This window comes from Microterricola pindariensis, assembly GCF_002936985.1.
Lineage (GTDB): Bacteria > Actinomycetota > Actinomycetes > Actinomycetales > Microbacteriaceae > Microterricola > Microterricola pindariensis.
In genome coordinates this window covers 1-12,077 of record NZ_MPZN01000080.1, presented here as the reverse complement: position 1 = coordinate 12,077, position 12,077 = coordinate 1, and the positions used below count along the sequence as shown (strand labels likewise).

Here is a 12,077-nt window from a genome sequence, read left to right as displayed (position 1 = left end):
TGACCCCGAACCCGGCGTCGCACTGGGCCAAGGGGCTTCCGGATGACGTGCTCGCCGGCGCGCCGAAGGGCTACACCGACCTGGTGTTGGACGACGAGTTCCCGCTGTCGATGTTCTTCGAGGCGCTCGACAAGAAGATGAAGCCGGTCATCGAGTCGACGCTCGGCATCACGGGCGCCACCGCGTAGCTCGCGCTCCGCGCCACTTCGGCGGCCTCCGCGCCACCCGGTGTGGCGCGGAGGGCCGCAAAGTGGCGCGGAGGCCCCAGCGGGCGCAGCGCCCGCGACGCGCCGGCCCGACTTCACTACCCTGAGAGAATGAGCATGCCTGAGCCCGTCAGCACCTCCCCCGCAGCGCCCGGCGTCGCCGGGCGCACCGTCCTGATCGCCGGCGCCACGAGCGCCTCCGGGCACGCCTGCGCCGCGGCGCTCACGGCGGCCGGGGCCCGGGTGATCGCCGTCGGGTCCAATGCCGAGCGGCTCGCCGAGCTCGCTGCATCCGTGCCCGGGGCCATCACCCGCGTCTGCGACCTCGGCGACTTCGCCGCGGTCACCGCGCTGGCCGAGGAGATCAGGGGGCAGGCAACCGTGCACGGCCACGGCGGGATCGACGGGCTGATCCACCTGGTCGGCGGTTGGCGCGGCGGCGGCGGCCTGGCCGGGCAGAGCGAGGAGGACTGGCAGGCGCTCGACGCGGCCTTCGGCACCCTGCGCAACACGACGCGGGCGTTCAACGACGACCTGCTTGCCTCGGATGCCGGCCGCCTCGCCATCGTCTCGAGCGCGTCCGTCGCGCGCCCGCTCGCCGGCGGTGCCAACTACGCCGCCGCCAAGGCGGCCGCCGACGCCTGGACCCGCGCCGTCGCGCAGGGCTTCGCCAAGGCCACCGCACCCGAGCCTCCCACTGCCGCCGCCGTCATCTTCGTCGTGAAGTCGCTGGCGGGCCTGGAGCAGCAGCTGGCCGAGCGCGTCATCGGGCTGTGGGGAACCACCGCGGCGGAGCTCAACGGGGTACACATCCCGCTCGATCCCGCGTAGGCGACCCGCCGGCCCCCGGGTTTCACCGCCAATAGGCTGGACCCATCATGACTGTCTGGCTCTCGATCCTGCTCCTCGTCAACGCCGCCTTCAACGTGCTGGTCTGGCCCACCTTCTGGCGCCGTGTCGCCCGCGACCCGCGGGCGCGGGATGCGGCGGGCAAGCCGACGAAGTTCCTCACCGTGCACGCCGTGCTGATCGGCTCCGCCCTGGTGCTGGCCGCGGCATCCGCCGTCGCCGGAATCCTCGGACTCGCAGACGCCGCCTAGACCGTCACGGTTAAAGCGGCACGACACGGCCTGCTGGCCGCAGTTCGCGCGCTCATTGGGTGGAGGGCGGAGGGCGGCGACCGCCGACAGGCCCCCAGTGCTGGTGTCATTTGCCGATCGTCGCGCCGTGCGCGCGGACAGGTGGATAAGCTCAGGCGGATCTCGCCGGAAGAGTCGGCGTTCGTCTGGCGAATTGCAGGCGAGATCTGTCTGGTTCGTTGCACGGGTGATCTGCCCCCTTACGAACGGAACCTCACACGTGAACCAGACCACCCTCGTCGCACGGCTTCGCCGCGGCGCCGCACTCGGGCTCGGAGTCGCCCTTCTCTCTGGAGCCGGCCTCGCCGTTGCCGCCCCGGCACAGGCCGACGCCGGCGTCACGCACATCACCAAGGCCGACATCGGCGCCGTTCCGGGTGAAACCGGCTGGCAGACCTACGCGCCCCTGGGCCTGGAGGACGTCGGCGGCGCGCTGTCCATCTCCTACTCGACCGCGATCACGAACACGCTGGACACGCCAACGCCCCTCTCTGACTACGCTGGCGCCTTCGCCGACGCGCGCGTCTCGTGGACGACCACCGAGGACACCACGCCCTCCGCGCTCGAGCTCACCGTGCAGAACAGCGCGTTCGAGAGCACCACGCTCCGCTTCGTCGGCGCCGTCTCCGGCACCAACACCCCGGGCCTGAGCTCCTCGTGGACCGTCAACAGCGACGTCCCCGGGCTCACCGCTGGCACCCCGACGGCTCTCGCCACGATCCTCCCCGCGCTCGAGGCCGCGGGCCTGACCGAGGTCATCAGCTACGGCATCTACTCCGAGCGGAGCGCCAGCTACCTGGTCTCGCTCGACGTACCCGGCGCGGCGTTCACCTTCGGCGGCCCGCCCTCCCTCCCGCTGGACGGCGTCACCGTCACCCTCACCGGCTCTCCCGTCGTCGGCGAGACCCTGACCGCGTCCACCGCCGGCTGGCCGGCCGGAACCACTCTCAGCTACGAGTGGTTCTGGAACGGCGGCATGATGGGCGGAGCCATCGAGGGCGCGACGGGCACGAGCTACACCGTCACGCACGACGTGGTCACGCGCTTCCTCGGCGTCCGCGTCACCGGCACCGCCGAGGGCTTCTTCGACACCGGGCTGAACAGCGAGATCACGGCCGCCGTGACGGCCCCCCTCCTGCCCGCTGCTCCCGCCCCGGCCGCGGGCTCCTCCGAGCTCGCCGGCTTCCTGGCGGCCAACGCTCCTGCCGGAGTGCAGGCGCAGGATGCCGCCGGCCTGCCGGCCGGCTCGCTGAACGCCGGCTCGAACCACGCCGCCAGCATCGCATGGTCGGGCGCAGACAGCTTCGTCGACGTGTACGCGTACTCCAGCCCCGTGCTGGTCGGCACCTTCGCCGTCGTCGACGGCGCCGTCAAGATCGAGCTCACCACGGGCCTGCTCTCGCAGCTGAGCGCCGGTGACCACACCCTCGTGGTCGTGGGCCAGAGCTCGAAGAGCGTGCAGGCGTACGCGCTGAACGTCACGGCCGGACTGGCCGAGACCGGCGCGGAGACGGCGCTGCCGCTCGGCGCCGCCTCGCTGATGCTGCTGCTCGGCGCCGCGGCGCTCGTGGCACGCCGCCGGCGCGCACAGCTCTAACAACGCGACCGCGCACAGCACTCTGCGCACAGGAGGGGCGCTGCCATTCGGCAGCGCCCCTCCTGCATGTCCCGGATGCCGCGGAGCGCGGAATCTCGGCGGCTAGTGCATGTTGTCGTTGCCCGAGGCGTGCACGGCGTAGCCGTGGCAGCCGGCGTCCTCCCAGCGGTACTCCGCGCCGGCACCGGCGTCGCCGTTGAGGGCGAACTCCCACGCGGCTATCTGCTCGTCGTTCAGGTCGAGCGGCCGCGCCGCGGGGATCATCGGCTCGAGCGAGAGGGGGTCGAACGGGGTCTGGTACTCCGGGTTCCACCACTCCCAGTAGAGGTACTCGACGCCACGCTCGGTCATGCAGTCGCGCACCAGCTGATCGAAGGCGAGCCAGGTCTGGCGTTCCGTGGGCAACCCGACCGGGTCGGCGGGGACGGGCACGGGCGGGGCCGCGACCGTGCCGGCGTCGATGAGCGCGAGGAGCCCGGAGCACCCGGATTCCTCCGGCACCCCGGTTGGCTGCATGAAGTTCGCGCCGGAGTAACCGATGAGCCAGTCGATGCTCTGGTTGTAGTCGAGGCCGGTCGGCTGTGGGCTGCCGCCCAGCCACCACGGCGCGGTCTCGTAGCCGAGGCCGAGGTCGGTCATGCACTTGCGCACGACGGCGTCCTTCGCGTACCACTCAGCCTTCGCGACCGGCGTCACGTAGTCCGGGCTGGCCGGGTCGGTGTACGGGTTGTAGTCCGCCGACATCGGGTCGAGGGCGACGGGCTCCTCCGCCAGTTCGGCCTCCGGCGTCGCACGGGGGGCGGCATCCGTCTCGGCTTCGAGAACGGCCGGCGCCTCGGTGGAGACGGGGGCCGCGGCCTGCTGCCACGGGGCCGCCTGCGCCGAAAGCGCGAAGGCGGCCGCTGTCAGCGCGGCGACGCTCGCCACGGCGGCGATGCCGATGATCCTGCGTTTCATGATGTTCCCCTCATGGTGCGTGAACTGTTGCGGGCTTTCCGTGTTTCCGTGTCGGGCTAGTGGTTGTTGTCGTTGCCGGTCTCGTGCAGGGCGTATCCGTAACAGCCGGCCTGCTCCCAGCGGTACTCGGCCGAGGCGCTCTCGCCGTGCAGCGCCGCGTAGACCGCGGTCGCCTCGTTCGGGCTGATCTCGGCGAGCCACCAGGGCTCGCCAGCCGGCGTGTTGGCGCGGGCCGCATCCCACCAGTCGAAGCCGGCCTCCGCCATGCACTCGTCCTGCAACGCGGCGAACTGGGCGCGCTCCCGGTCGGTGTCGATGACGGCGCGGGAGTCGGCGGTCAACGGGTCGAGCGGGCGGTCGAGCGCCTCTTCGTCATCGTCGACGGCATCGTCGGCGGTGCCGCCTGCTGCTGCTCCGTTTCCGGATGCCGCGGGCTGCTGCCCGGCACCCGAGGCGCCGGGCTGCAGCACGATGCCCACCATCGGGGTGGCCGCGGCGGTGAGCGCCAGGCCGACGACGGCGACGGCGCTCACGCCGAGGCCGGCTGCCACGAGCAGGCCGCTGACGAGGGAGCGGGGTGAGCCCGTCATCCGCCGACCGCCTCTCGGCTCACGGCGAGCGGCTCACCCACGCGGGACGCCTGCGCCGACACGTGCGTCGATGCCCGGGCCACGGCCCGCACGCCCCGGTCCATCTCGCGCCGGCTGGGCGCCCAGCGCACCGCCATGCCGAGGAAGAACAGGGTGAGGCCGACGATGAGGAGCTTGCCGAAGGTGTCCCAGGCTGCCGCGGAGTAGACGAGCTGGGAGCTGGTGGCGCTCGCGTGCACGAGCGCTTTCGTTCCGTACCGCAGCAGGCAGTAGACGGCGACGATCGCCCAGAGCGCGCCCACCCAACGCGTGCGTCGGCGGGCCATCAGCGCGAGGGCGCAGGCGCTCGCGGCCAGCGCGAGCACGGCCGAGGCGGCGCCCTGCGCATGGAACGCGGCGCTGCCCGGGCCCGTGCCCAGCAGCACCCGCAGCACGACGCCACCGCTGGCGACAAGCACCAGCAGGGCGAGCGTGTAGGCCAGCACGGGCAGGCCGCCGCGGGCGTTGCGGCGCAGCGCGGTCGCCTCCGCGGTCTCGTGCGCGCGCAACTGCTGGCGCCGCCAGCTCAGGTCGGCAAGGGCGCCGCCCAGCATCCGGAGCCGGATGCCGCGCCCCAGATCGCGCTCGGCGATGCCCTGCTCGGCCGCCCACGCCGCGTGCTCGTGGAGGTCGGAGGCGACCTCGTCGCGCCGCTCGGCCGCCAGCGGCTCCGGCAGGCCGCGGGTGTACCACTCGCACCAGGCGCGCACGGTCCCGGCCGCGGCAGGCGCGGCCGACACGGGGGCGACGCTCATGCGAAGGCTGCCAGGCCGCTGGGCGCTGCGGCCGGGGCACCGGCCGTCGCGGCCTGATGGGCGCGGACGCCCTCGCCGCTGACCGTGTACAGCCGGCGACGCGGGCGGCCGGCGGCCTCGGCGAGCGCGGCGTCCTCCCAGACGGCGTCGAGCAGGCCGGCATCCGTCATGCGGGCCAGCGCCTTGTACAAGGTGCCGTGGGCGGTCAGCCCCTTTCCGTCGGCGCGGCCGGCGAGCGCCTTGGCCAGGGCGAATCCGTAGAAGTCGCCGTCACTGCTCTGCAACGCGATCCCGCATTCGAGGATCTCGATCTCCAGGGGGAACAGTGTTCCCGGTCGTCTGCGTGCCATGACGAGAACTATAGGAACATATCTTCCTTTAAACAAGACTGCGGAGGAAGACACTCCCTCAGGGGCGCAGAGAATGGAGGCAGGGCGGGCGTGAACACCGTGGACAGCACGTGGGCGCGTGCAGCGCCTCTGGGCCAAGTCTGCGAGATAGTAAGACTGCAGACACCAAGGAGAAGACGCATGACCGCACCGCACAGCAGCCCGGAGCTCGCCGACACGTTGAAGGTAAAGCCGCGGGTCTGGATAGGGCTCGTGATCTGGATCGGCTATGCGGCGCTCGTGTTCACCGTCCAGATGCTCTCCGGCATTTCCTATGACACGTGGGGCGACAACGCGTCGAACCTCTTCTTCGGTGTTGGCCTCTCCCTCATCGTTGCCACCGCGGCACTTGCCCTCACGACGACCGTGCTCGGCTGGTGGCGGCCTGCCCTCTTCGAGAATCAGACAAGCCGCCACAAGTGGCCGATCATCGCCCCCGTGCTGCTCGCTATCCTCGCGCTCGCCAACCTGTTCTTCACCGACTGGGGATCCTACGACCTCGCCTTCTTCGGAGCGTCGATCGTGTTGCTCCTCGTCGGCTTCACGGAAGAGCTCACCACGCGGGGCTTGCTCGTCGTCGCACTGCGCAGCACGCTCGGCGAGGGCTGGGTGTGGTTCCTCAGCTCGCTGCTCTTTGCCTTGCTGCACCTGGTCAACATCGTGTTGGGCCAGGGCGTCTTCGTCACCCTCGAGCAGGTGGTCTTCGCGTTCTTCGTCGGCACGGCCTTCTACATCCTGCGGCGCACCACCGGAACCCTGATCTTTGCCATGGTCCTGCACGCTGTCTGGGACTTCTCGGTCTTCGCCGTGGCGCACGGACACGCGTCCGAGTTGTCGAACATCGTGTCGGCCTTCCTGCCGCTCGTCGGCCTGCTCTCCCTCATCGGCGTCATCTTCGTCATCCGTGGCAGCCGGGAACGCCTCACCGTTCCTGCATAGAGGCGGCGTCAGCGGGCCCGCCGTCGGCCGACCGGTCGGTGGGCACCTCGCGCAGGGCGCCGACTCCCCCGCACGGTGGATCCCCCGCGGCGTCCGCCCCGCTAGCGTGGAGCCATGAGCGAGACCACGGAGGCCGGCCAGAGCGAGGAGTGGGTGCGCCCGCGCCCCAGCCGCACCGGCTACCGCAACGACCTGCTGCTGGCGCTCGCCCTCGCCGTCGGGACGACGATCACCCTGGTGCTGTTCCGGGCGACGGGCACCTTCGGCACGGCCCCCGGCTGGCAGGCGGCCATCTGGATCGTGGCCGCGACGATGCCGCTGGCCCTCCGCCGGCGTTGGCCGGAGGCCGTCGCCCTCGTCTCCTCGCTGGCCTTCGCCGCGGCGTACGTGTTCGAGGTCGGCGAGATGCTGTTCAGCCAGATCTGCCTGTTCGTGGCGATCTACTCGGTCGGCGCCTGGGGGCGCAACCGCCGGATCGCCACGATCGTGCGCGCCGTCATCGTCTCGGCCATGCTCGCCTGGGTGTTCTGGCAGCTCATCTACTTCTCCGCCGTGCAGGACTACCTGCCCGAGCTGCCCCGCGAGGGGGCCCTCTCGCCCTACCTCGCCTACGGCCTCATCAACATCATCACCAACCTCCTCTACTTCGGCGGGGCCTGGTTCTTCGGCGACAGCGCGTACCGCTCCGCCCGAGCCAGGGCGCTGCTCGAGCAGCGCACCATCGAGCTCGCCGAGGAGCGGGAGCGCACCAAACAGCAGGCCCTCGCGCTCGAGCGGGTGCGGATCGCCCGCGAGCTGCACGACGTCGTCGCCCACCACGTTTCGGTGATGGGGGTGCAGGCCGGCGCCGCCCGCCGGGTGTTGGAGCGCGACCCCGCCCAGGCCAGCGCCTCGCTCAGCCTGATCGAGCAGAACGCACGCAGCGCCGTCGACGAGCTGCACCTGCTGCTCGGCACGCTGCGCTCCGAGCAGCAGGAGACGGGCCCGGTTCCCGCCCACCAGAGCAGCAGCACGCGCGGCATCGAACAGCTCGCCGAGCTGGTGGCGGATGCCGCGGGCGGCGGCCTCCCCGTGCAGCTCAGCGTCATCGGCGAGCCGCGGGCCGTGCCCGGCGGCGTGAGCCTCGGCGTCTACCGGGTGGCGCAGGAGGCGCTCACCAATGCGCGCAAGCACGGCGGCGGAGGCGCCCGCGCCGACCTCCGGGTGCGCTACCTGGCCGATGCCGTCGAGCTCGAGGTGAGCGACAGTGGCGTCGGCGCGAGCGCCCGCGGCGGGGCGGCGAGCGCCACCAACAGTTCCAGCGGATCCGGGCTCGGCCACGTCGGCATGCGCGAGCGCGTCGCGGCCGTCGGCGGCAGCATCGAGATCGGCCCCCGCGCCCGCGGCGGCTACCTGGTGCGTGCCCGGTTCCCGATCGCGCCGGTCGCGGCCGACACCCACTCCCCCTTGATCGAGAGCACTCCGCATGACTGAGCCGCATCCGTCCGCCCCGATCCGGGTACTGCTCGTGGACGATCAGGAGCTGGTGCGCGCCGGCTTCCGCATCATCCTGGAGTCCGAGCCCGGCATCGCGGTCGTCGGCGAGGCCGGCAACGGCGAGCAGGCGGTGGCGGCGGCCCGCGCCCTCACGCCGGACGTGATCTGCATGGACGTGCAGATGCCCGGCATGGACGGCCTCGAGGCCACCCGGCTGATCACGGCCGACCCGGCGCTCGGCGCGAGCGTGCTCATGCTCACCACCTTCAACCGCGAGGACTACCTGTTCACCGCGCTGCAGAGCGGCGCGAGCGGCTTCCTCCTCAAGAACGCCTCCCCGGAGGACCTGGTCAACGCCGTGCAGGTGCTGGCCCGCGGCGACGCACTGCTCTCGCCGGATGTCACCCGCCAGGTGATCGCGGCGGCCACCGCCCCGACCTCTCCGCCGATTGCGCTCCTTTCCCCGCCGATTGAGCTCCCTGCTCCGCTGATTGAGCCTGTCGAAATCCCCGCGCCTGGGCGCGGCGCCCCGGCATCCGCCCAACTGTCCAGCCTCACCGACCGCGAGGCGGAGGTGCTGCAGTTGCTGGCCGTCGGGCTCTCCAACGCCGAGATTGCCGCCCGGCTCTTCGTGGGCGAGGCGACGGTCAAGTCGCACGTCTCGAAGGTGCTGATGAAGCTCGGCCTGCGCGATCGGATCCAGGCCGTGATCTTCGCCTACGAGCAGGGGCTCATGGCGTCTCGGGCGTGAGTCCCTCGACGGCGGCCGGCTCGTCGCCGTCGCGGGCGCTGTCGGCCGGCGCATTCTGCCGCCTGCTGGCCACGAGGAACGGCAGCGCGATCAGCTCGATCAGCCCGCCGATCGCCAGCGACGCGGGGTAGCCGTAGATGTCGGCGGCCCGGCCGAGCACCGGCTGCACCACGATGCCGCCGCTGGAGCCCATCAGCGAGGCGAAGCTCAACACCGTCGCGCGCTGCTTCGACGGGATCATGTCGTTCAGATAGGCCTGCTGCACCGGCGTGGCTGCCGCGGCCACCATCGCCCACACCGCGAGCAGCAGCAGGGCCACCCAGAACACCTTGGTGATGCCGAGCACCACCAGGATGGCGGCGCTCACCGACACGCTCGCGATCAGCACGCTGCTGCGCTTGCGGAAGAGCAGTCGGATGCGCGGAGCCAGCCAGCCGCCGAGCACCTGCGAGCCGGCCACGATCGCCGCCGCGAGCCCGGCGATCGAGTACGCCTTCGGGTCGCCGAACAGGTCGAGCAGGAACGGCTGCAGCGCGTAGAAGACGTAGATCCCGACGCCGGCGGTGAACGGCGCGGCCAGCATCACGTAGCGCACCGGCGGGTTCTTGAGGCCGTTGTCGATGGATGCCGTGAGCACCCCCTTGGTGGCCTGCAACGGGTGCCGCGAGCGCTCCGGGGTGAAGCCGACATCCCGCATCACCCAGAATGCGACCCCGAACATGACCATGAGCACGCCGACCCGGATCAGGAACGGGACGCCGAGGTTCGTCGCCTGGGCGATGACGCCGCCGGCGACGGAACCGACGAGCATCGCCACCCCGGAGACCATCTGGGCGCGGCCGAACACCCCCTCGAGCCCGCCCTCGTAGCCGGAGAAGCGCATCGCGTCGACAAGCCAGGCCTCGACGGCGCCGGAGAAGAAGGTGAAGCCGAGTCCGAGCAAGATCGAGACGATCGCCCACGCCCAGAACGGCGAGTGGTAGAGCCAGAGCAGGTAGTAGAGGAACGTCGAGCCGGCGAGCGTGATGGTGCCGAGCAGGAAGGAGGTGCGCCGCCCCCAGCCGTCGGCGACGACGCCGGTGGGGATCTCGAACAGCACCATGCCGAGTGTGAAGAAGGCGTTGGCGGCGAAGGCCTCGAAGCTGCTGAGCCCGGCATCCAGCAGGAACAGGGTGTTCACGCCCCAGATGAACGACGCCGCCAGCGTGTTGCCCAGTGTGAGGGTGAGGTAGATCCGCTGGATGCGGCGAGCTGCGGCGTTCACGCTGCCCATGTTCCTCCGCAATGTGTGCGTGCGCCAGTGCACTTGTTCGTGCGCACGTTTCGGCGCCCTGGCCCCGAGCGCGCACAGGCGGAGGAGCCCCTGCGATGGGTGTTTCCCCCGTTGTGCTGGCAGACTGTTCGCATGATACAGCCGCGCCCGAACCGAATCGCCCGATGAGCGTCTTCGCCGCAAAGCCGTGGCTCGGCTCGTACTCGCCGGAAGTTCCGCACCTGATCGACGTGCCAGAAGACTCGCTCATCGACGTGATCGAGGAATCGGTGCGGCGCTACCCAGGCCACACGGCGTTGGAGTTCTTCGGCGCGACGACGAGCTACCGGGAGCTCGGCGAGGCCATCGACCGGGCTGCGGAGGGACTGCGCGCCCTCGGGGTGAAGGCCGGCGAGCGCGTGGCCCTCGTGCTGCCCAACTGCCCGCAACACCTGGTGGCGTTCTACGCCGCGCTGCGCCTCGGCGCGATCGTCGTCGAGCACAACCCGCTGTACACGCCGCGGGAGCTGCGCCACCAGTTCGAGGACCACGGCGCGAAGACCGCCATCGTCTGGGACAAGCTCGCCGCCACCGTCGCCGACTTCCCGGCCGAGATGGGCGTCGAGGCGATCGTCGCCGTCGACGTGACCCGCGCGATGCCGCTCGGCATGCGGGTCAAGCTGCGCCTGCCGGTGGCCGCCGCGCGGGCCGGCCGCGAGAAGCTGACGCTCGGGCATCTGGCCCCCGGCGCCGTCGACTGGGCCAGCCTGCTCAAGCACGCGCCGATTGCCGCCGAGCACCCGCGCCCGCTGGCCGACGACACCGCCCTGCTGCAGTACACCAGCGGCACGACCGGCACCCCGAAGGGCGCCGTGCTCAGCCACCGCAACCTGATCGTCAACTCGATGCAGGGCCAGGCCTGGCTGCCCGGGCCGAAGCCCGGCGCCGAGGTGTTCTACGGCGTGCTGCCGATGTTCCACGCATTCGGGCTGACGCTCTGCATCACTTCGGCGATGAGCATGGGCGCGCGCCTGGTGCTGTTCCCCGCGTTCGACCCCGAGCTCGTGCTGGCCGCGGCCAAGAAGAACCCGCCGACGTTCCTGCCCGCCGTGCCGCCGGTCTACGACCGCATGCTGACGGCGGCGGATGCCGCGGGCGTCAGCCTCGGCAGCATCCGCTTCGCGATCTCCGGTGCGATGGCGCTGCCGCCCGCGCTCGTCGAGCGCTGGGAGGCGGGCACCGACAGCCTGCTGGTGGAGGGCTACGGCATGACCGAGTCCTCGCCGATCATCTCGGTGAACCCGGTCGCCGCCAACCGCCGGGCCGGCACCGTCGGCCTGCCGCTGCCGAACATCGAGATCCGCGTCGTCGACCCGGAGCAGCCCGGCGTGCACCGCGGCTTCGACGAGGCCGGCGAGCTGCTGGTGCGCGGCCCGCAGGTGTTCTCCGGCTACTGGAACCGGCCGAGCGACAGCGCAGAGGTGCTGCTGGCGGCGAGCGTCGTCGAGGGCGACGCGGCCGCGGCGGATGCCGGGCAGTGGCTGCGCACCGGCGACATCGTCACGGTGTCTCCCGACGGCTTCATCTCGATCGTGGACCGTGCCAAGGAGCTGATCGTCACCGGCGGCTTCAACGTCTCGCCGACCGAGGTGGAGGCGGCGCTGCTGCAGCACCCGGACGTGCTCGACATCGCCGTGGTCGGCGCCCCGGACGCCGATGGCGCCGAGGTCGTCACGGCCGCCGTGGTGCTGGCGCCCGGCGTCGCGCTGGACGCCGACGAGCTGCGCACCTTCGCGAAGGGCTCGCTCACGCCGTACAAGGTGCCGCGCCGCTTCGTGCAGGTGGACGAGCTGCCCCGCTCGCTGATCGGCAAGGTGCTGCGCCGCCAGGTGCAGCAGCAGATCGCCCCGCGCCCCGGCAGCTGAGCCGCGCGCGTCGCCGCTCCCCCACCCGGTGGTCGAGTAGGCCCGCCAGGGCCGTATCGAGA

13 protein-coding genes are annotated in these 12,077 nt (G+C 71.6%); 8 read left to right on the top strand and 5 right to left on the bottom strand.

The genetic code is table 11. From position 1 onward, the window contains the following. The 4 genes from GY24_RS15575 to GY24_RS15560 all read left to right on the top strand — a co-directional run. Nucleotides 1-188: DUF6421 family protein (locus tag GY24_RS15575; RefSeq protein WP_233279414.1), on the top strand; the 188-nt coding region annotated here is incomplete at its 5' end. A gap of 129 nt (nucleotides 189-317) precedes the next feature. Continuing rightward, a complete protein-coding gene (locus GY24_RS15570) occupies nucleotides 318-1,037 on the top strand; it encodes an SDR family NAD(P)-dependent oxidoreductase (protein WP_104477332.1) in 720 nt (239 codons plus the stop codon). A 47-nt stretch (nucleotides 1,038-1,084) separates the two neighbouring features. After that, a complete protein-coding gene (locus GY24_RS15565) occupies nucleotides 1,085-1,306 on the top strand; it encodes an SCO4848 family membrane protein (RefSeq protein WP_104477330.1) in 222 nt (73 codons plus the stop codon). Between the two features lie 259 nt (nucleotides 1,307-1,565). Beyond that, the gene (locus GY24_RS15560) at nucleotides 1,566-2,942 is read left to right on the top strand and encodes a hypothetical protein (RefSeq protein WP_104477328.1); all 1,377 of its coding nucleotides are present in this window, start codon (nucleotides 1,566-1,568) and stop codon (nucleotides 2,940-2,942) included. 102 nt (nucleotides 2,943-3,044) lie between these two features. Here GY24_RS15560 and GY24_RS15555 read toward each other — a convergent pair whose 3' ends face one another. The 4 genes from GY24_RS15555 to GY24_RS15540 are packed head-to-tail and all read right to left on the bottom strand — an operon-like array spanning nucleotide 3,045 to nucleotide 5,633. Continuing rightward, a complete protein-coding gene (locus GY24_RS15555) occupies nucleotides 3,045-3,899 on the bottom strand; it encodes a hypothetical protein (protein ID WP_104477326.1) in 855 nt (284 codons plus the stop codon). A gap of 56 nt (nucleotides 3,900-3,955) precedes the next feature. Continuing rightward, entirely contained in the window at nucleotides 3,956-4,489 is a 534-nt protein-coding gene (locus GY24_RS15550) for a hypothetical protein (protein WP_104477324.1), read from the bottom strand. After that, on the bottom strand, nucleotides 4,486-5,283 hold the full coding sequence (locus GY24_RS15545) for a hypothetical protein (protein ID WP_104477321.1): 798 nt from the start codon (nucleotides 5,281-5,283) through the stop codon (nucleotides 4,486-4,488). The genes GY24_RS15550 and GY24_RS15545 overlap by 4 nt, the downstream gene beginning before the upstream one ends. Further along, nucleotides 5,280-5,633, bottom strand: a complete 354-nt coding sequence (locus GY24_RS15540; protein WP_104477319.1) for a PadR family transcriptional regulator — start codon at nucleotides 5,631-5,633, stop codon at nucleotides 5,280-5,282. Before GY24_RS15540 ends, GY24_RS15545 begins: the two co-directional genes overlap by 4 nt. A gap of 180 nt (nucleotides 5,634-5,813) precedes the next feature. On the opposite strand from GY24_RS15540, the gene GY24_RS15535 reads away from it, so the two are divergent. The 3 genes from GY24_RS15535 (at nucleotide 5,814) to GY24_RS15525 (ending at nucleotide 8,838) form a co-directional block, all read left to right on the top strand. After that, entirely contained in the window at nucleotides 5,814-6,611 is a 798-nt protein-coding gene (locus GY24_RS15535) for a CPBP family glutamic-type intramembrane protease (RefSeq protein ID WP_233279413.1), read from the top strand. A 114-nt stretch (nucleotides 6,612-6,725) separates the two neighbouring features. Beyond that, the gene (locus GY24_RS15530) at nucleotides 6,726-8,084 is read left to right on the top strand and encodes a sensor histidine kinase (RefSeq protein ID WP_104477317.1); all 1,359 of its coding nucleotides are present in this window, start codon (nucleotides 6,726-6,728) and stop codon (nucleotides 8,082-8,084) included. Beyond that, complete coding sequence (locus tag GY24_RS15525; protein WP_104477315.1) at nucleotides 8,077-8,838, top strand: response regulator; 762 nt, start codon at nucleotides 8,077-8,079, stop codon at nucleotides 8,836-8,838. Before GY24_RS15530 ends, GY24_RS15525 begins: the two co-directional genes overlap by 8 nt. Here the strand turns inward: GY24_RS15525 and GY24_RS15520 are convergent. After that, nucleotides 8,819-10,102: an MFS transporter gene (locus tag GY24_RS15520; RefSeq protein WP_233279412.1), complete on the bottom strand. Its 1,284-nt coding sequence runs from the start codon at nucleotides 10,100-10,102 to the stop codon at nucleotides 8,819-8,821. The two genes, GY24_RS15525 and GY24_RS15520, sit on opposite strands and share 20 nt — an antisense overlap. Before the next feature lie 173 nt (nucleotides 10,103-10,275). On the opposite strand from GY24_RS15520, the gene GY24_RS15515 reads away from it, so the two are divergent. Then, entirely contained in the window at nucleotides 10,276-12,015 is a 1,740-nt protein-coding gene (locus tag GY24_RS15515) for a long-chain-fatty-acid--CoA ligase (RefSeq protein WP_104477311.1), read from the top strand. Nucleotides 12,016-12,077: the final 62 nt, after the last annotated feature.